Source organism: Modicisalibacter muralis, assembly GCF_900102945.1.
GTDB lineage: Bacteria > Pseudomonadota > Gammaproteobacteria > Pseudomonadales > Halomonadaceae > Modicisalibacter > Modicisalibacter muralis.
The window spans coordinates 140,211-159,563 of sequence record NZ_FNGI01000006.1 but is presented as its reverse complement, the minus strand read 5'-3'; the positions used below and the strand labels follow the sequence as shown (position 1 = coordinate 159,563).

20 protein-coding genes are annotated in these 19,353 nt (G+C 60.2%); 13 read left to right on the top strand and 7 right to left on the bottom strand.

Going from position 1 to position 19,353, the window contains the following annotated elements; all coding sequences use genetic code 11:
* The first annotated feature begins 24 nt into the window (after positions 1-24).
* Both BLR92_RS11875 and BLR92_RS11870 read left to right on the top strand, forming a co-directional pair.
* Entirely contained in the window at positions 25-789 is a 765-nt protein-coding gene (locus tag BLR92_RS11875; RefSeq protein WP_089728953.1) for an energy transducer TonB, read from the top strand.
* A 6-nt stretch (positions 790-795) separates the two neighbouring features.
* Complete coding sequence (locus BLR92_RS11870; protein ID WP_089728811.1) at positions 796-2,031, top strand: heme biosynthesis protein HemY; 1,236 nt, start codon at positions 796-798, stop codon at positions 2,029-2,031.
* On the opposite strand, the gene xthA is transcribed toward BLR92_RS11870, so the two are convergent.
* Together xthA and BLR92_RS11860 are read right to left on the bottom strand one after the other, a co-directional pair.
* The gene (gene xthA / locus BLR92_RS11865) at positions 2,028-2,843 is read right to left on the bottom strand and encodes an exodeoxyribonuclease III (RefSeq protein ID WP_089728809.1); all 816 of its coding nucleotides are present in this window, start codon (positions 2,841-2,843) and stop codon (positions 2,028-2,030) included. The two genes, BLR92_RS11870 and xthA, sit on opposite strands and share 4 nt — an antisense overlap.
* Entirely contained in the window at positions 2,843-3,118 is a 276-nt protein-coding gene (locus tag BLR92_RS11860) for a hypothetical protein (protein WP_245704190.1), read from the bottom strand. Before BLR92_RS11860 ends, xthA begins: the two co-directional genes overlap by 1 nt.
* Positions 3,119-3,288: 170 nt before the next feature.
* On the opposite strand from BLR92_RS11860, the gene rhlB reads away from it, so the two are divergent.
* Positions 3,289-4,563, top strand: a complete 1,275-nt coding sequence (gene rhlB / locus BLR92_RS11855; RefSeq protein WP_089728807.1) for an ATP-dependent RNA helicase RhlB — start codon at positions 3,289-3,291, stop codon at positions 4,561-4,563.
* Between the two features lie 11 nt (positions 4,564-4,574).
* Positions 4,575-6,725: an ATP-dependent DNA helicase DinG gene (gene dinG, locus BLR92_RS11850; RefSeq protein ID WP_089728804.1), complete on the top strand. Its 2,151-nt coding sequence runs from the start codon at positions 4,575-4,577 to the stop codon at positions 6,723-6,725.
* Positions 6,726-6,813: 88 nt separating this feature from the next.
* Here the strand turns inward: dinG and BLR92_RS11845 are convergent, their stop codons facing one another.
* Positions 6,814-7,893, bottom strand: coding sequence for a 3-deoxy-7-phosphoheptulonate synthase (locus BLR92_RS11845; protein ID WP_089728803.1), 1,080 nt, complete (start codon positions 7,891-7,893; stop codon positions 6,814-6,816).
* A 296-nt stretch (positions 7,894-8,189) separates the two neighbouring features.
* Between BLR92_RS11845 and rpoE the strand changes: the two genes are divergently transcribed.
* From rpoE to BLR92_RS11810, 7 genes are all read left to right on the top strand, one after another.
* Complete coding sequence (gene rpoE, locus BLR92_RS11840; protein ID WP_089728801.1) at positions 8,190-8,795, top strand: RNA polymerase sigma factor RpoE; 606 nt, start codon at positions 8,190-8,192, stop codon at positions 8,793-8,795.
* A 204-nt stretch (positions 8,796-8,999) separates the two neighbouring features.
* A complete protein-coding gene (locus tag BLR92_RS11835; protein WP_089728799.1) occupies positions 9,000-9,713 on the top strand; it encodes a sigma-E factor negative regulatory protein in 714 nt (237 codons plus the stop codon).
* Complete coding sequence (locus BLR92_RS11830; RefSeq protein ID WP_089728798.1) at positions 9,713-10,720, top strand: MucB/RseB C-terminal domain-containing protein; 1,008 nt, start codon at positions 9,713-9,715, stop codon at positions 10,718-10,720. Before BLR92_RS11835 ends, BLR92_RS11830 begins: the two co-directional genes overlap by 1 nt.
* Positions 10,721-10,745: 25 nt before the next feature.
* Entirely contained in the window at positions 10,746-11,231 is a 486-nt protein-coding gene (locus BLR92_RS11825) for a SoxR reducing system RseC family protein (protein ID WP_089728796.1), read from the top strand.
* A gap of 107 nt (positions 11,232-11,338) precedes the next feature.
* Positions 11,339-12,787: a DegQ family serine endoprotease gene (locus BLR92_RS11820; protein ID WP_089728794.1), complete on the top strand. Its 1,449-nt coding sequence runs from the start codon at positions 11,339-11,341 to the stop codon at positions 12,785-12,787.
* Between the two features lie 349 nt (positions 12,788-13,136).
* Positions 13,137-14,135 (top strand): YncE family protein, encoded by a 999-nt coding sequence (locus BLR92_RS11815; RefSeq protein WP_089728792.1) that lies wholly within the window; start codon positions 13,137-13,139, stop codon positions 14,133-14,135.
* Between the two features lie 92 nt (positions 14,136-14,227).
* Positions 14,228-14,539 (top strand): high-potential iron-sulfur protein, encoded by a 312-nt coding sequence (locus tag BLR92_RS11810; protein ID WP_089728789.1) that lies wholly within the window; start codon positions 14,228-14,230, stop codon positions 14,537-14,539.
* A gap of 164 nt (positions 14,540-14,703) precedes the next feature.
* Here the strand turns inward: BLR92_RS11810 and BLR92_RS11805 are convergent, their stop codons facing one another.
* The 4 genes from BLR92_RS11805 to BLR92_RS11790 form a co-directional block, all read right to left on the bottom strand.
* On the bottom strand, positions 14,704-14,946 hold the full coding sequence (locus BLR92_RS11805; protein WP_089728788.1) for a hypothetical protein: 243 nt from the start codon (positions 14,944-14,946) through the stop codon (positions 14,704-14,706).
* Positions 14,947-15,363: 417 nt separating this feature from the next.
* Positions 15,364-15,606, bottom strand: coding sequence for a hypothetical protein (locus BLR92_RS11800; protein ID WP_089728786.1), 243 nt, complete (start codon positions 15,604-15,606; stop codon positions 15,364-15,366).
* 286 nt (positions 15,607-15,892) lie between these two features.
* Entirely contained in the window at positions 15,893-16,687 is a 795-nt protein-coding gene (locus BLR92_RS11795; RefSeq protein WP_089728784.1) for an anti-sigma factor family protein, read from the bottom strand.
* Complete coding sequence (locus BLR92_RS11790) at positions 16,684-17,223, bottom strand: RNA polymerase sigma factor (protein WP_089728782.1); 540 nt, start codon at positions 17,221-17,223, stop codon at positions 16,684-16,686. The genes BLR92_RS11795 and BLR92_RS11790 overlap by 4 nt, the downstream gene beginning before the upstream one ends.
* A 252-nt stretch (positions 17,224-17,475) precedes the next feature.
* Here BLR92_RS11790 and BLR92_RS11785 point away from each other — a divergent pair, with 252 nt between their 5' ends.
* The gene (locus tag BLR92_RS11785) at positions 17,476-18,576 is read left to right on the top strand and encodes a catalase family peroxidase (RefSeq protein WP_089728780.1); all 1,101 of its coding nucleotides are present in this window, start codon (positions 17,476-17,478) and stop codon (positions 18,574-18,576) included.
* Entirely contained in the window at positions 18,573-19,145 is a 573-nt protein-coding gene (locus tag BLR92_RS11780; RefSeq protein WP_245704189.1) for a cytochrome b, read from the top strand. Before BLR92_RS11785 ends, BLR92_RS11780 begins: the two co-directional genes overlap by 4 nt.
* Positions 19,146-19,353 lie beyond the last annotated feature (208 nt).

Sequence of the window (19,353 nt, the reverse complement as noted above, 5' to 3'; positions counted from 1 at the left end):
CCGTATGGGCGAGCGCGGACACTCTTGAGACAGAGCCTGGGTTCGCTGGGCGGTGTGCTGCTGGCCCTGTTGCTGTTCACCCTGCTGGCGCTATTGGTTGCGCCACCTGAAGACGACCGCCCGGTGATCGAGATGCCGGTGTCGGTATCGATGGTCGAAGCGCCAACGCCGCAACCCTCGGCCGAGGCACCGGCGCCGGCCGCGCCTTCGCCACCGGTGTCAACGCCGCCGCCACCGCCGCCCGCGCCGATGCCGGCGCCGAACCTGGATAGCGCCATCGCCATTCCCACTCCTGAGACGCCGCCCTTGGAGGTCTCGAAAGTACCGCTGGATACCCGGCTGCCTGAGTTGACGGCCATCGAGCCGGAACCCGAGCCGGAACCGGAGCCGCAGCCCGAATCGCCCCCTCAGCCAGCGCCCGAACCGGCACAGCCATCGCCATCGCCATCGCAGGCGCTGGCCCGTACCAATGAAGCGCCCAGTGAGCAATCCGGCGGGGGGGCGCCGTCCTCGGCTCAGGGGGTGATCGACTCGCCGCAACCGACGAGCCGCATACCGCCGGAGTATCCGTCGCGTGCCCTGCGGCGTGGGCTCGAGGGCTATGTCGAGGTGCGCTTCACGATTCTGCCCGATGGCAGCGTCGATGCCGACTCGTTGCGGGTGATCGATGCGCAGCCGCGCCACACCTTCGAGCGAGCCGCGATGCAAGCGATTTCGCGCTGGCAGTTTTCCGAATCCGCGGGTACGCGCGAAGCGCGCCAGCGTCTGGAATTCAGGCTGGAGGGATAGCGAGCGATGCCTTATCGAATGAGCGGATATTGGCTGATTGCAGTGACAATTGTCGCCAGCCTGACGATGCCGATACCGGCCAGCGCGGCGCCGGCCCTGCGCCCGGATATGATTCGCAGTCTCGAGGGCATGCAGCAGCGTCTCGCAAGCGGCGATGACGATGTGGCCGGCGACGCCCAGAGCGCCGCCGAACGCCTCGAGGGTGGCAATGCCGCCGACCGCTGGGCGCGGACACTGTTCCTGAAGCTCGCGGCTACCGCCCTGGCTCGGCAAGGCGAGTATATTCGTGCCGCCGATCTATTCGCTACCGCGAGGAGTATCGAAGGCATCGATGCCGAGCAACGCCATCGATGGCTCAATCAGGAAGCGCGTTTGCGCTTGAGCGCCGGCCAGACACAGGCTGGTGTCGAGTTGCTGGCGCGCTGGCTGGAACTGGGCCAGGGCGAGGCGGAGGATTTCTGGCTACAGGCACAGGCGTTGGCAACCCTGCAGCGCTGGTCACAAGCCGCTGACTGGATCGATCGGGCGCGCCAGGCTTCCGCATCGCCAAACACTCGGCAAATGCAGTTGGCGGCGAGCGTTTATCAACGAGCCGGTCGTGAAGACGCTGCGCTCGACGTGCTCGATGGGCTGCTTGCCGGCGATGGCGACGACCCCGATGTCTGGCGCCGCGCCGCCGGCCTGGCCCAGCGGCTGGATCAGCCTGGCCGAGCGGCGGCGATCTGGGAGGCCGCCTGGCGACGTGGCGTGTTGACCTCGGACGCCGATCTGCTGCAGTTGATCCGCCTGCACATCGCCGGTGGCACGCCGGCGCGTGGCGGCGAATACCTCGCTGAAGCCCTGGCCAGCGATCGCCTGGATGACAGCCTGGAGAACGCTCGGCTATTGGCCGAAGCGTGGAGCGCGGCACGCCAGCGCGACAAGGCGATCAAAGCCTGGCGTGAGGTGGCGAAGCGCAGCGGCCGCGCCGAGGATTGGCAGCGTCTGGGTGAGTTGGCCTATGGCTGGGGGCGCTGGCGGGTCGCCGCCGAGGCGTTGAGCCAGGCTAGCGAGGCAGGGGGCGATGTTGCGCGCAATGGCTTGCTGGAAGGTGTGGCGTATATCGAGCTAGGCAAGCGTCAGGCGGCCCGACGCGCCCTCGAGGCGGCACGTCAGGCCGGGTCGAAACGGGCCGAAGCCTGGCTCTCGATGCTGGAGGACGGCGCCGATAACCGGGATGACAGCAACGCTAGCCGGGGTTAGATCTCCAGTTCGGCCCATACCGGCGCATGATCCGACGGCCTGGGCATGGCACGCAGGTCATAATCGATACCCGATTGACGCACCCTCGGCACCAGCGCCGGACTCACCAGAATGTAATCGATACGCAGCCCACGCTTGGGCTCGCGATCGAAGGCGCGCGAGCGATAATCGAACCAACTGAAATAGTCGCAGGCTTCCGGGTAACACAGACGATAGCAATCCTGCATGCCCCAGCTCTTGATGCGTCCGAGCCACTCGCGTTCGATGGGCTGAAAGCTGGTCTTGCCCTCGCGCAGCCAGCGCTTGCGGTTGGATTCACCGATACCGATGTCGATATCTGCCGGTGAGATATTGAAATCGCCCATCACCGCCACGCGTTGCTCGGGTTGATGGTCCTCCTCGAGCAGTCGCGATAGCTGGGCATAGAAGCGCTGTTTGTAAGGGAACTTGGTTGGATGCGCGATATTCTCGCCCTGGGGGAAATAGCCGTTCCATAGCGTGATCGGTTCACCGTCCGCGGCGATCAGGCGTGCGCCGATCAAGCGCCGCTGGGCATCTTCGCCATCGTCGGGGAAGCCGTAAAAAACCGCTTCGGGTTGCTGGCGGCAGAGCAGGGCGACGCCGTAGTGGCCCTTCTGACCATGGTAGTAAACGTGATAGCCCAGGGCGCGAACTGCCTCGAGAGGAAATTCGTCGTCATGAACCTTGGTTTCCTGCAGGCCGATGACATCCGGCTGGTGGGCCTCGACTAGCGCTTCGAGCTGATGCAACCGAGCGCGCAGGCCATTGATGTTGAAAGAAACCAATCGCATCATGTCGCTCCGTTGTCGTTCTCGCTCTCGTTACCGGCCTCGCTGCCGTTCTCGCCGTCATGTTGGCCATGCACATCGATCGTGGGCGCGCTGCGTTCGCGTGCCAGCTTACGCTCGGCCTGAAGCTTGCGTTGCTGACGCTTCTTGTCGGTATAGCGTTTCGATGACGCCACCTGGTCGGGATTTTCGTGGCGCCATTTACGGTAATCCTTGCGTCGACCGGTGCGTATGGTCACCTTGTCGGCCATCGAGCGAGTCTTCTTTGCGCGCGTCATGAGTGACTATTTCCTGATTCGGACATGCGCGCATTCTAGCAGTCATGCGTGGCCTGCCGACAGCTATCGCGGATACGGCGTTCATCGACGCGCCCTCGTCGGTAAGGGCTGGTACAATGGGGGCTACGCTTTCGCTACACATTCACTGACACCGGACAGAATCCAAGCCTATGAGCGAGTCGGAAAAAACCTCGGCACCCGCGCAGAACCGTAAGCCAAAACGTCGTCGTCGCAAGCCGCGCAAGCCGCAATCGAGCTGGGACCTGCGCCAGTTTCAGGTGCCGGCGGTGGCGGGTAAGCAGCGTTTTCACGACTTCGATCTACCGCTGCCGCTGATGCGCGCGATTCATGCCCTGGGCTTCGAGTATTGCACGCCGATTCAGGCCGAGGCGCTGAGCCAAACCCTGCTGGGTGGGGACGTGGTCGGCAAGGCCCAGACCGGCACCGGCAAGACCGCCGCCTTTTTGATCGCGATACTCACGTATTTCCTCGAAGAGGAGGCGCCCGACGGCCAGAAGCCCGGCGCGCCACGCGCGTTGATCGTGGCGCCGACGCGTGAACTGGCGCTGCAGATCGAGAAAGACGCCAAGGCGCTGGCACGCTTCACATCGCTGAACGTGGCCAGCGTGGTGGGTGGCATGGATTATCAGAAGCAGCGCGAAAACCTCGGCAAGACGCTCGATATCCTGGTCGCAACGCCGGGCCGCCTGCTCGATTTTCATGAAAAGCGCGACGTCGATCTGACCCAGGTCGAAGTGCTGGTGCTCGATGAAGCGGATCGCATGCTGTCGATGGGTTTCATCCCCGACGTCAAACGCATCATCCGCCATACCCCGAAGACCGAGGAGCGCCAGACGTTCCTGTTCTCGGCGACCTTCACGCCGGACATTCTCAATCTGGCCAGCCAATGGACGCTCAAGCCGGCGCATGTCGAGATCGCGATGACCGTGGAGAACGCCGCCGATATCGATCAGCGCGTCTATATGGTCAGCGATGAGGACAAGCAGCGCCTGCTGATCAACCTGCTCAGGCAGGAACACTTCGAGCGGGTGATGGTCTTCGGCAACCGCCGCGATCTGGTGCGCAAGCTTGACAGCCTGCTGCGCAAGGCCGATATCAACGTGGCGATGCTCTCGGGTGACGTGCCGCAGAATCAGCGCATCAAGACGCTCGAGCGCTTCCGCGAGGGGGAGCTTAGCGTGCTGGTGGCGACCGACGTGGCCGGGCGCGGCATTCATATCGATGACGTCAGCCATGTGATCAATTACACGCTGCCGGAAGATCCGGAAGACTACGTGCATCGCATCGGGCGTACCGGGCGTGCCGGCGCCAAGGGCGTGTCGATCAGTTTCGTCGGCGAAGAAGATGCCTTCTCGTTGCCCGAGATCGAAAATTACATCAATGACAAGCTGCCCTGCGAGCATCCGCCCGAAGGGCTGTTGTAAGGAACCGCTGCATGCTCGACGAGGCCCTGAAGGGCGAGATCCAGGCCGCTTACCGCCAGGTGCTCGAGAGCCTCGACCTGACTCCGCGCTATGGGCAGCGGCTGATGATCGCCGAGATCGCCCGTACGCTGGCCGGCATCGAGGCCGATGACAGCGGTCGCCGGCTGTCCAACGAGCACGTCTGCGTGCTCGAGGCGGGCACCGGTACCGGCAAGACGCTGGCCTACCTGCTGGCAGCATTGCCGGTCGCCAAGGCGCGTGGCAAGCGGTTGATCGTGTCCACCGCCACGGTGGCGTTGCAGGAGCAGGTGCTGCATCAGGATCTGCCATCGTTGCAACGCCACAGTGGCCTGAGCTTCGACTTCGCGCTGGCCAAGGGGCGCGGGCGTTATCTGTGCGTGGCCAAGCTCGACCAGGCGCTGGATGGCGTCGAGGACAATCCCACCTATTCGCTGTTCGAGCAGGCCCTGGAGTCGCGTGCTGGCGATGACTTCCATGGCTTGGTCAAGGAGCTCACCGAGGCCTATGGCAGCGGGCGTTGGGAGGGCGATCGCGACAGTTGGCCAGTGGCCATCGACGATGCCCACTGGCGGCGCCTGACCACCGATCATCGCCAATGCACCAATCGCCGCTGCGGGCATTTCAGCGCCTGCGCGTTCTTTCGCGCGCGGCGTCATCTCGATCAGGCCGACGTGATCGTCGCCAATCATGATCTGGTGCTCGCCGATCTGTCGCTGGGCGGCGGGGTGGTTCTGCCATCGCCCAAGGACTGCATTTATATCTTCGACGAAGGCCATCATCTGCCCGACAAGGCGCTGGAGCATTTCTATCATCGCTTCGGCGTCAACGCCACGCTGCGCTGGCTGCGCACATTGAAGAAGTCACTCACCGAGTTGAACGCAGCGCTGGCGACCCAGCCAACGCTGGTGCGGCTGCTGGCCGGTTTTCCTGAATTGATCGCCTCGCTGGAGCCGCGCCTGGGCGAAGCTTACGGCTTGGGACACCAGCTTGCCGATTTGCCTAATGGCTTGCCCAAGAGTCATGACGCCGAAACGCGCCATCATCGCTTTGCCATGGGCCGCGCCCCCGAGGCACTGCGCGAGCTGGCTTCGGCATTGCTGGTTCCTTTCGCCGAACTGGCGCGCAGCCTCGAGACCATGGCCGATATTTTGCGCGAGAGTCTCGATCCTGATAAGGCCACCGGTCTGGATCGTGAGCAGGCCGAGCCCTGGCTGCCGCTGGTCTCGCTGTTGCACGGTCGCGCCCTGGAAGCGCATGCGTTATGGCAGGCAATGGCCGCCGACGATACCCAGGGCGAGCCGCCGCAGGCACGCTGGTTGACCTTCGACAACCAGGGCGGTGAAGCCGAACTGACCTTCTCGGCGAGTCCGGTATCGGCGGCGGAGACCCTGGCGCGTTATCTGTGGGGGAGTTGTTACGGGGCGGTGGTAACTTCAGCGACGCTGACCGCGCTGGGGCGGTTCGAGCGCTTGCAGGAACGCGCGGGCCTGGCCAATCGCTACCGTTACCAACGCTTGCCGAGCCCGTTCGATTACTCCAAGGCGGTGCTCAGCGTGCCGCTCGAAGCGGTCGATCCTGCCGATCGCGAAGGGCACGAGCGGGCCATCGTTGCGTTCGTCGAGGCGTTGGGCGAAAAGGAGGCCGTGCTGATGCTGTTTTCCTCGCGAGCGCAGTTGCGCGCTGTCGAGAAGGCCTTGCCGAAGACACAGCGCGAGCGCGTACTGGCTCAGGACCGGCTGCCCAAGCGCGAATTGATCGAGCGCCACCGCAAGCGGGTCGATGCCGGCGAGGGCAGCATCATCTTTGGCCTGGCCAGCTTCGCCGAGGGCATCGATCTACCCGGCGACTATCTGACCCATGTGGTGATAACACGGCTACCGTTCGCGGTTCCCGATGACCCGGTGGGGGCCACGCTGGCCGAGTGGATCGAGAGTCGTGGTGGCAATCCGTTCATGCGCATTTCGGTACCGGATGCCTCGATCAAGCTGGTCCAGGCTTGTGGCAGGCTGATCCGCAAAGAGGACGATCGAGGGCGCATTACCTTGCTCGACCGGCGCGTGCTGACCCGGCGTTACGGGCGTGCGCTGCTGGACTCACTGCCGCCGTTTCGACGCGAGATCGACGGTCAGCCGCAAGTCTGAATCAATACGCATGGTTAAAAGCAGCGAGCCCGCTGGTGGCGGGCTCGCTGTTGTGTCGTTCGCACGCTCGGTGCGTGGAGAGCATCGGTCAGAGAACGTTACGACGGTTGCCAAGCACCGGCTTGAGCTTGTCGTCCATGCGATGGAAGGCTTCCTCGGTGGTCTGCCAATCGATGCAGGCGTCGGTAATCGAGACGCCGTACTCGAGCTGGCTGCGGTCCTCGGGGATCTTCTGGCTACCCCAGCCGAGGTTGGATTCGACCATCAGGCCGATGATCGAACGGTTGCCTTCGAGCAGCTGGTTGGTGACGTTCTCCAGCACTAGGGGTTGTAGCGCCGGATCCTTGTTGGAATTGGCGTGCGAGCAGTCGATCATGATGTTGGCCTCGACGCCGGCCTTGTGCAGTTCCTGCTCGGCGAGCGCCACGCTGACGCTGTCGTAGTTGGGCTTGCCATTGCCACCGCGTAGCACGACATGGCCGTAGGCATTGCCGCGCGTGCGGATGATCGCTACCTGGCCTGCCTGGTCGATACCCAGGAAATTGTGTGGATGCGCCACCGACTTGAGGGCATTGACCGCGACGTCGAGGCTGCCATCGGTACCGTTCTTGAAGCCGACCGGGCAGGATAGGCCAGAGGCCATTTCGCGGTGGGTCTGCGATTCGGTGGTACGCGCGCCGATCGCCGACCAGCTGATGCAATCCTGCAGATACTGCGGTGAAATCGGGTCGAGGGCTTCGGTGGCCAGCGGTAGGCCCATTTCGGCGAGTTCCACCAGCAGGTTGCGGGCGATGTGCAGGCCTTCCTCGATCTCGAAGGAGTCATTGATATGCGGGTCGTTGATCAGCCCCTTCCAGCCGACGGTGGTGCGTGGCTTCTCGAAGTACACGCGCATCACGATGTACAGGGTGTCGCTGACCTGGTCGGCCAGGCGCCGCAATTGGCGGGCATAATCGCGTGCCGCGTCGACGTCATGGATCGAGCAGGGGCCGACGACGACCAGCAGGCGCGGATCGTCACCATCGAGAATTTTCTGGATGGTGCGACGCCCTGTGATCACGGTCTCCTCGGCGGCCTCGGTCAATGGGATTTCCCGTTTCAGGGCTTCGGGAGTGATCAGGACGTCCTGCGCCAGGACGTTGAGATTATTAACCTGCTGTTCGGACATTCAGCTACCTGCGACAATTTCGTGCTGGGAAGGAATGCCACTACTATCGCCCGTCGAGCGTGGAAAAATCAATGACGTAAAGGAACTGCCGGCTTCATCGATGGTCAATAGCGCGCTGGCGATACCTGACCCGCCTTGATGGAACGTCAATAAACAGGAACACTTATGCCAGCAATTACAGTCAGCCAACAGGGCCTCAGGTCGATTTCATGACACCCAAGCGACTTATGCCGCCCGCGCGGCGCAGTGGTTCCAGTGTTTGCCTGTTTCGCCTTTCCCGCGCTGGGAGGGGTTGAATGGGTACCCGGGAAACCGACCAACAGCTTGTCGAGCGAGCTCAGAAAGGCGACAACCGCGCCTTCGATCTGCTGGTGAAGAAATACCAGCACAAGATCATCGGCCTGATCGGTCGTTACGTGCACGATCATGCCGAAGTTCAGGATGTGGCTCAGGAGGCATTCATCAAGGCCTATCGTGCGCTAGGCAAGTTTCGCGCCGAGAGTGCCTTTTATACCTGGATGTATCGTATCGCGATCAACACGGCGAAGAATTACCTGGTCTCCAAGGGGCGCCGCCCGCCGGGCAGCGACCTGGATATCGCCGATGCCGAAATCGTCGATCACAGCGGCCGGTTGTCGGATATCGAAACGCCGGAAGCGGCCATCGCCCGCGACCAGTTGGAAGCCGCCGTGTTCGAGGCGATCGAAAGCCTGCCTGAGGATCTACGCACCGCCATCACGTTGCGTGAGCTCGATGGTCTTTCCTATGAAGACATCGCCAATATCATGCAGTGTCCGGTAGGCACGGTGCGCTCGCGGATTTTCCGTGCTCGCGAGGCGGTCGACCGGCATATTCAGCCGTTAATGAGTACGTCTCGTGCCCAGGACATGATTCATGAGTGAGCCGGTAATAAATTTGTGGCATGGCACTGAACTGTCTGCCGCTTGTGGCGTCACATTCAATGTTCGCACCGCCCGGGTGCGTGGGGAGAACGGCACTGGCGCTGTTGATATGCGCCCGGGTCCTTATCGACTCGAGAGCCGGGTCGAAAGTATCGGGTCGACTGGCAATCGACCTTTCGTCTTGTCGAGATTGGGGGTGTGAGAATGAAGGATGATCTACGGGAGTCGTTGTCTGCCTTGATGGACAACGAGGGCGATGAACTCGAGCTGCGTCGTGCCTTGAAGGCGCTCGATGGTTCGCCCGGTGATGCCGAGGCGTGGCGCCGCTACCATTTGGCGCGTAGCCTCATGCACCGCGACCGTGGAATCGACGTATCCACCGATCTGTGCGCGGGCATCATGGCGCGTATCGAAGCCGAGCCCCTGCCGCATGTCTCGGATGACGTAGCGTCGCGCCGGCACGTCTCGCTGCCTTTTGGCGGCGGCGCCGCCATCGCTGCCGCGGTTTCGTTAATGGTGATCGGCGGGGTTCAGTTCTATAACAGCGCCGGTTCGAGTGCCGTCCCTGACGTGGCCAGCGGTATCGCGACGACCGGCTCTTCCCCCGAACTGGCGTCTTCGAATGCCCAGCCCGTATCGGCGGCGAACGCCGAACTCCCCGAGATAACGCGTCCCGCCGCCAATTTGCCGCTGTTCCAGACACCGGTGGGCGACGGCTTGATGGCGGTGGGCATGGGCAGCGACGTGCCGCTGTTCATGGCGCCCAATCAGAGCCAGTCGCCGCGCGCGGAAGTCGAGCAAGCCCGGCTGCTACAAAGTTACCTTGAACGCCATGCCGAAGGATCCGCCTATCGTTCGGGTGAATCCTGGATGCCATTGTTACGCGTCTCGGCGCAGGAACCGCTGAGTCAGCGCTGATGATTCGACCGTCTTTCGCCGCTTTCACAGCGGCCGCTACCTGCATGTTGCTGGCGAGTCCTCCGGGGTTCGCGGCTTCTTCCGAAACGTCGGGATTCGATTGCCAGCAGTTGGCCGAGCGCGAGAAGCCCGATACGCCGGCTGAATGGCTCGAGCGCAGCCTCTGGGCCGGGCACTGTTATATCTTCCAGGCTCGCGCCGTGCGTATCACCAGTGAAGGCGTGCGCACCCTGGCGTTGTCGCACGACATCGAAAACGGCATCGAACGCGAAGTGGCCAGTTATCTGGATGGTCCCGCAGTGGTTTACGAGCGTCACGGGCGCATCGCTCAGGATGTTGCCACTGGGGAGGCGGATGCCGATACGATCGGTCAGAATCGTGCTTCACCGTCTTCGATCATGTCGCGCCTCGATCAACACTACCGCTTATCCATCGAGGGGCAGGAGCGTATTGCCGGGCGACCCAGCGTGCGAATCGATGTCGAACCGCTGGACAACATGCGTTACGGCCACCGGCTATGGCTCGACCGCGAAACCGCCTTGCCGCTCAAGCAGGTACTGGTCGATATCGACGGCCACATCCTGGAAACCTTCCAGATGACCGAGTTGGCCCAGCCGCGACTCTATGATGATTCGGTGGCTTTTGGGCCGCTACAGGATATTCCTCCGGACCCCTGGCAACCGGAATGGTTGCCGGCCGGTTACGAGCCCTTGCCACTGCCGGTTTCACGTAGCGTCACCAACACCCCCTTGAGTCACCGTCTGTACAGTGACGGTCTGTCGAGCTTCAGTGTGTTCATCGAGCCGCTGGTATCCGACGATCGCGTGTTGCTGCCCGGCATTCACCGGTTGGGTGTTTCCCATGCGGCGGTTCGTCACCTGCGCCTGGGCGAGCGAGTCATGCAGGTGGTGGTCATGGGCGAGATGCCGCCCCAGGTTCTGGGGCGTATCGCCGCGCGGCTGGAATACCGCCCCGTAAGCCGTCGTGTCTCGGGAGTGACGCAATGAACGCGAACGCTGGAACGTGAAAGCCATGAAGGTGAAAACCACAGCCGGGCACTCACATGCCGAGGCCAGCTGGTTGGAGGAGCGCGCTCGTGTGGTGGCCACCTTTGCTGGCGGCGCCTGGGTCGAAACCGAAGCCAAGGCAGGTTGTGGTGGTTGCGCAGCCAGACAGGGCTGTGCCAGCGGTTTTCTGGCGCGTTGGCGTCGTACGCCGCGCCTCGCGCTGCTGACCGATACGCAGCTGCATGTCGGTGAGCGTGTAACGATTGGGCTGCCGGCAGGGCGGTTCCTACAGGGCGCACTGATCGTTTATGGCTGGCCGTTGTTGCTGGCGATCGTTGCGGGCGGCGTGGCGGAGCGGCTATCGGCGCCAGGCCATGTCAGCGTGCCGTTGGCATTCGCCGGCGGCCTGGCATTGGGTCTCCTCGCCAGTCGCTTACAGTTACGGCGACACCAGCGTCGTTATCGCCCGTGCTTGCTCGGCATCGAACGCACCCTGGACCATGGGGCTTGAGCGCGGCATTTTCGCGCACCGCTGAACTCTCGTCGGGCGCTGTCATCCAAAGCTCCCAGGCAATCAATAACGCCGTATCCGTACCAGAACTGAAGCAGGAGTTCTCAATGCAACGCATCACACGACAATTCTCCTTGTGGCTGTTGCTGATGGTGGCCGTTTTCGGTTTACAGGTCGCTCAGGCGCAGGAGCAACAAAAGCAGCAGGTACAGGGATTGCCCGACTTCACCGAGCTGGTGAAGCAGGCGGCGCCGGGGGTGGTCAATATCGCCACCACGCGCGAAGTCGAGCGTGGTCAACTACGCGGGCCGCAAGGGCAACAAATTCCCGAGTTTTTCCGCCATTTCTTTGGTGACCAATTCCCTGGCGCTCCTGGTCCTGGTGGGGGCAGTGAAGAGCGGCACTCGCTGGGCTCCGGCTTTATCATCAGCGAGGATGGCTACATTCTGACCAATGCCCATGTCGTCGATGGCGCCGATGAAATCGTAGTGCGTTTCAGTGATCGCCGTGAACTCGAGGCCGAATTGGTCGGCTCCGATATCAAGACCGATATTGCGTTGCTCAAGGTCGATGCCAGCAACCTGCCTGCGCTGAATATAGGCAGTTCCAAGGATCTCCAAGTCGGTGAGTGGGTCGCCGCCATCGGTTCGCCGTTCGGTTTCGATCATTCCGTGACTGCGGGTATCGTCAGTGCCATCAATCGCACGCTGCCCAGCGACGCCTATGTGCCGTTCATTCAGACCGACGTGGCGATCAATCCCGGCAACTCCGGCGGGCCGTTGTTCAATCTGGAAGGTGAAGTGGTCGGGATCAACTCGCAGATATTTACCCGCAGCGGTGGTTTCATGGGCTTGTCCTTCGCCATCCCGATCGATGTCGCAATGAATGTCGCCGACCAGCTACGTGAAGACGGCAGTGTCGACCGTGGCTGGCTGGGAGTCGTCATTCAGCCGGTGTCACGCGATCTGGCCGAATCGTTCGGGCTCGATGAACCACGCGGTTCGTTGATTGCCGAGGTGGCGCCGGATTCACCGGCATCCAAGGCCGGCCTGCAGGCGGGCGACATCATCCTTGCCGTGGATGATAAAAAGGTCGATGAATTCAGCACTCTACCGCGCCTGATCGGCCGCCTGGCGCCGGGCGACGAGGTCGAACTGAAGGTGCTGCGCAATGGTGAGCGGACTACCGAGACGGTGACCGTGGGCGACTGGCCGAAACACATGCTGGCTGGCACGGGCGGTCAGGACGACCCCCAGACCCGTCTGGGCGTTGCTGTCAGCCCGATCCAGGACTCCGAACTCGAACGTTTGGGTCTGGAAGGCGGGGTGCGCGTGCAGCAAGTTGCCCCCTCCGGCGTCGCCGCCGAGGCCGGGCTGCGTCCGGGTGACATCATCGTGTCGCTGGACCAGCAGACCATCGACTCGCCCAATGAGCTCGCCGAGGTGTTGGGACAGGTCGACCAAGGCAGTGCGGTTCCGATGCGCATCATCCGTGACGGTCACCCCTTGTTCGTGGCGCTGCGTTTCGAAGAGCAGAAACAAGAATCGGACGAGTGACATCCGGCGAGACACACGACCGATCAGCATTGTGCTGATGTGACGACGGGGCCCTCAGTGGCCCCGTTATTTTTTAAATATTTCTAAAAAACGAGCACATACGTACAAGTACTGGCCCACCATACCGAGAGACCGGCTTTCAGCAGGCCGGTACCTCCCGCAACGCGGCAGATGACAATGTAGATACCGTCGCCCACCGGGTTTTATTCCCTGACTCAGGGAATAAAACCCGGTGGGAAGCGTCCTCTTTGCGCAACAGGAGCCTTGGGTCGTATGGCGGCCGCCAGGCGCGCCCGCTCATCGTACCGTTGGCACATGAACATCTCCTCTCCAACTCACAGGACTCGACATGACCTTGATCAGTCACCTGCCAACCAGGCGGCCTCTGCGCCTGGCGCGAATCTGCTGCGCCGTTGCGCTTGCTTGTAATCTGGGCATTGCCAGCGCCGCCGAACTTCAGGAGCCGTTTCCCGCACCGATCTATGTAACTCTGCAAACGAGTAACGCAGTGGAAAACATGCCGATAGGCCAGACCTGGGACGGGCTGGCCAGCGCCCATTTCAATGCCGTCGGTCCGGATGGCAACCTCATGCTGGTCAGTAGCAAGGATTTGCCGGAGGTCTATCTACTGGACGTACACAGTGGCGAGAAGCTCGCAACCTTCGAAATCGGTCCGACGCCACAAGGCGTAGCCATCGGCCCGAATGGCCGCTGGGGACTTGCTGTCAGCGCCGGTAGCGGTGTGGTCGCGGTTATCGACATGAAGGCGCAGAAACTGGTCAAGTCCATCGCCGTCGGTAAGGTGCCGCACAACGCGCGGTTTACTGCCGACGGCAAGCTTGCTTACGTCACCCTGCAAGGCGGCGGGGGCGTGGCGGTGGTGGATATGCAGACGTTGACGAAAGTCGACGAGTTCCCAGTGCCGGGTATCAAGGGACCGCACAATCTCGACCTTTCCGCCGATGGAAATACCCTATGGATACGCGACCTCGTTGGCAAGGTCGCCGCAGTGGATCTCGCGACTGGCAAGGAGCTTGCGGTGATTCCGGTTGGCCTGGGTCATGCCGGTATCGACGTGGTCCCGGGTGGTCAATACGTGTTTACCGGCGCGATTGCCGACCATGTGGTGGATGTGATTGATCCGGACACGTTCAAGGTCATCAAGCGCATCGATGTTGGCCAGGGACCGCATGGTGTCCGCGCTAGTCGTGATGGGCGCTGGGTTTACGCCGCCGTCACCGGTACCGACAAAGTGGCGGTTATCGACACCCGGACGCTGGAGGTCGTGAAGCAGGTGCCTGTTGATGGCGAGTTGCCGTTCTGGCTCTCCGTGGTCGGCAACGACTGAATCAACCCAGCATTTTTTGCGACTAACGACGGTTGGCAGGCCGCTGACGCGCCTCGCCAGCCGTTGCTTTCCAGCAACATGAGGACAATTCGATGACAGACCCACTCGATCTATTAATCTCCCGACGTGGCACGCTTCGGTTTCTGGTCGGCGCCGCCGGCTCGGCTGCCAGCCTGCCGCTGCTGGCATGGCCCGTTTCGGCGCGTGCCGGTACGCTTCCAGCGTCCGGCACGGCGAGCAAGTCGGCGCTACAATACCAAGATCACCCCAAGGGCACGTCGTCCTGCGCGAACTGCGCTAATTTCATACCTGGAAAGAACCCCGATGCCGCTGGGCGTTGCATTATCGTTGCCGGGGATATCAGCCCCAAAGGCTGGTGTCTGGCCTATGCTGGGAACGGTTGAAATAGGCGTGCAATCGATCGACGTACGTTTCTAGGACTCCCGATTGATTCATGATTTTTCCACGCTGATTATCAAAAAATAAGGCGCCTCAGTTCGAGGCGCCTCACTGGAGAAGAAGTGATACTGGCAATAGCTATCAAGCTTCTGCTCTATCCATCAAATGCTCAGGCATTGTCTTCGGTTATGATCATGCGAATGATTTCTCTCAAATCTTCCACTTCTTGCTCAAGGGCTACTACTCGAATTTCTTGATTCTTCTTTTTGGCCTGTGCCTCAATTTTATGCTGCTGAGCCCGCTCTTGAATTTCATGCATTTTCTTTTGAATCATGACGGAGTCAGACGCAAAGGAGGTGCCTGTTGCTAGCACTGCAGCCAGAATCGCAGTGCCTAATAGAGTATGTTTCATTTTTCATCCTTACTAATGTTTAGAGCGTTAGTTGCAAGTCGTGCATTGCATGCCACTGTCAGACGTGTAACGGCAGAGATTATTCCCTCCATGTGGCATAATTTGTCGAGACCGCTATTTTTGATGATAGTGGAGATTCCCCACCGGGTTGTACGTCATACCGGCCCCATGGTGCTGAGTAGTCGAGTGTGCGTGACCCCGGCGCGTATTGTCCGGAGATATCAGCATCAAGGGTTGGTGTCTGGCCTATGTTGGGAATGGTGCAACCGGTCGACATACAGCTCTAGAACTCCCGGTTAATCCATGACTTGCCCAACCTGCTTATCAAAAAATAAGGCACCTCGACTAGATACGCCTTATTAGAAAAGAAGCTATATTGATAATGGCTATCAAGCTTCCTCTCTATCCATCAAATGCTCAGGCATTGTCTTTGACTACGATCATGTGAATGATCTCACTCAAATCTTCAACTTCCTGTTCGAGAGCCGCTATTCGAATTTTCTCACTCTGCTTCTGGGCCTGCGCCTCAATTTTATGCTGTTGGGCGCGCTCTTGAATTTCATGCATTTTCTTCTGGATCATAATGGAGTCAGACGCAAAGGAGGTGCCTGTTGCTAGCACTGCAGCCAGAATCGTGGTTCCTAATAGCATGTTTTTCATTATTCATCCTTACTGATTTAATGCTTGGGTCGGCGGGGAAATTATGGAAGCACTGGATAGAACCTCGGTTAAAACTATTAGCAGCATCTATGTCATGGGATTGGTCCTCATCTTCACTATGAAATGGTTTCTTGCATTCACCATGCGCAACGGGAGTGTCATCGATTGTTAGAAATAATCATCCCCTCATGCTAATAACTACTCTGTCGCGTTTCCCTTACCCATCAAGGATGATGGTTCAGGTTTTTAGTTATGCGTGATCTGTTCGTGTGTATTCGATGTTACGTCAGCTGTTGCGCAGCATTGATTTCAGTATCGCGGCGTTAGGATCATTGGGTTGGCTGACAATAGCGTAGTTATAGTCGTCGCGAGACCAGTATTGAGCCAGGAGTTGGCCATCGATGCGCTTGCCAGGTTCTAGCCGGTGATGGTTGGCACCAGGTGGACGGATGTACATCATCATCTGACGTCCGTGCTGGTCGTGATAGAGCACCATGGCGGAAGGGCCTTGCTCGGTGACGAGCAGGCGAGCATCGGCTATCTGCAGGCCAGCAGCACTCAGATCCGGTGGCATCACACCATCGTTGAAGTGGGTCTGGAACAGCTGAGTTATCTGTTCGCGACTCACCTCGGCCGGCGTGGCGCGGGCAGTCCCGGCAGCGGCGTTAGTGTCGAGAGTTGTTGCGGTTGACGTGTTGTCGGTGAACAGGCGATAGGCTTGCAGCGCATCCTGCATGGGTGGCACTGGATCGGCTGTCATCATGTCATGAGCTTGCCAGCCACTCGTCAGTCCAGTGCCGAGAACCATGACCATTGCTGCTGCGGTGGCGAACCTGGTGTGTTGACGGTGGCGTTGCCGCTGGCGAATGCGGGCCGGGTCCAGCGCGGAATTGCTTGGCCATTGCTGGGGGTTGGCAAAGGTTGCGCGCAGTCGTTGGGCATCCTGTCGCCAACCGTCGAGCTGTGTGGCGGCTTGCGGGTTGGCGGCGAGATAGGCCTCGACCCACTGGCGTTGTTCGGCATCCAATTGATCGTCCAGGTAGGCATGCAGATCGTATTCCGTCGGATGTCTCGTGTTCATTTCAACCTCCGCAACGTCGGCGGTGTCCGACGACTGTCTTGACGAGGTGCTACATGATACTCGCCTTCGCCTAGTGCACGCATCGCCTTGCGAGCCCGCGAGATGCGCGACATTACCGTGCCCATGGGAATGTTCAGCGTGTCACTGATCTCGCGATAGCTCAGCCCTTCAACCGAGACTAGCATTAATAGTGCGCGTTGTTCGGCAGGTAACTGCTCGAAGGCATCCAGCGCCGAATGAGCGACGGCGATGTCCTCTGCCGAGGGGCTGGTCGGCGAATCGCCGGTAAACAGTTCCAACAAACGAGCGTAGCGTTTCGAGCGCCGCCGGCTATCGATGAACCGGCGATAGAGAATCGAAAACAGCCAAGCGCGCAGATCGCCATCGGTATGGCGTTGCTGCCAGCTACTTAGCGCTTTTTCCAAGGTTGCCTGAACAAGGTCGTCGGCGTTGGCATGATCCTGGGTCAGCGACAAGGCGAAGCGTCGCAAACGAGGCAGTAATTCGCGTAGCTGATTATCATCGAGCGTAGACATGGCGGTTCTCATTGGGACCGTTAGCTGCAAGTCGTGCGTTGCATGTCACTGTCAGACGTGTACTGACAGTGATTATTCCCTCCATGCGACAGGATTTGTCGAGATCGTTGTTTTTGATGATGGTGGGAATAATCCACCAAGTTGCACGTCATACCGGTTCCATGGTGCTGGGTAGTCGAGCGTGCATGACTCCGGCGCCGCACTGCCGTTGCTTAGCCGCTCTCGCTGACAGCGGTGCCCCAAGGAAACCTTATGACACGTAAACTCTCCAAACCGCCGTATCTTTTCTTGCGCTTGGGCTCCATCGCGGTAGCGCTGATCATTATGGCAACGGCCTTCGCTTATGTTTCTGGCTGGCTGGACCCTCAGCGGCTGACACCGGATCGTATTATCAACACTTTCGAAGCCAATGCCGGCATTCACGAGGGGTACCGGCGCAACCACGCCAAGGGAATCTGTGTCAGTGGTGAGTTCGTCAGTAATGGCAATGCCACAGGATTGTCTCGAGCCAGTGTGTTCGAGCGTGGTCGCCGGGTGCCGGTGGTTGGACGCCTGGCAGTTCCCGGGCCCAATCCTGTAATTGCCGATGGCAAGCCGCTGGTGCGTAGCTTTGCGTTACGTTTTTCACTACCAGGAGGCGAGGAGTGGCGCACCGCGATGAACGCGATGCCGGTTTTTTCCGTGTCCACACCGCAAGCGTTCTACGAGAAACTCGAGGCGTCAAAGCCTGATCCCGAAACCGGTAAGCCCGATCCACGGAAAATAGCTGCCTTCTTCGCCGCGCATCCGGAAACCCAAGCGTTTCGCGACTGGGCAAAAACCGCCCAACGATCGTCTAGCTATGCCAATCTCGCCTATAACAGCCTGAATGCCTTCCGCTTCATTGATGCCAGCGGCAACGTTCAGGTCGTGCGTTGGGGGTTAGTGCCGGAAGCGCCATTCACGCCAATCCGCGATGCCCAGTTAAAAAATCCCGATTTCCTCTATTCGGAGTTACAAGCGCGTCTCGAGCAGGGGCCGTTGCGTTGGCATCTCGTGGTGACGGTTGCCGGCCCCGGCGATCCGACGGATGACGCCACTAAACAGTGGCCGGATTCTCGGCGCAAGGTCGATTCTGGCACGCTGACCATCAAACGCATGCAGGATCAGGAACATGGTGCTTGTCGCGACATCAATTACGATCCGCTGATTCTACCCGAGGGTATCGAAGGCTCCGATGACCCGCTGCTAAGCGCGCGCTCCGCTACCTACTCCGAATCCTTCAACCGGCGCGCTCGCGAACAAGCCGAGCAACCGCCTTCCAGCGCATCGACGGATGATGCACATGATGACAGCCAGGAGACGCAATCATGAGGAATTCCATGCATCACCAAGCGGGCTTTTCCCTGATCGCTCGAGTGCTTCACTGGCTGATGGCGCTGATGGTCATCACCATGTTGTTTGTGGGGGCTGGCATGGTCGCCACGGTTTCCGAACGGCATGCCTGGCTATTGCAGCTGCATAAACCGCTAGGCATTACCATTCTGCTGCTAGTGATCGTGCGCATCGGCGTGCGTTGGGCACATGGCACGCCGCCGCTGCCGAGCGATCTGCCACTATGGCAAAGACTGGCAGCCAAGCTGTCACATCTGGCGCTCTATGCCTTGATGTTGGCGATGCCGCTGATCGGCTGGACGATGGAGTCGGCCGGTGGCTATCCAGTGATATTGTTCGATGGTGTCACGCTACCGGCATTGGTCGAGGCTTCGCCAGGGCTTTATAGCACGCTGCGTTTCATGCATACCTGGCTCGCTTACACGCTGTTTTTAATCGTTCAGTTGCACTTGGCGGCGGCACTGTTTCACGTGCTGGTACGGCGCGACAGTGTAATGCCCAGCATGTCCACCGGGCCGCTACCTGGCGCTAAGCGCTCAAAGGGATGAGCTCAGTTGACCGAAACGAGATAGCGGTTTCAAGTGCAGTGAATCGCCCTGGATTCCGTAGATACCTCCAGACTTTATTTTGACCTCCGCTGGAGGCGTTATCGAGTCGTTCCCGAAAGGATCGACGCCTCCTGGCAGTCCACTAAGTGTGATCTTTCAGTAGATGCCGTCTTACGTATCAGCGTGCAACAGCTAATGCTGGATCGAA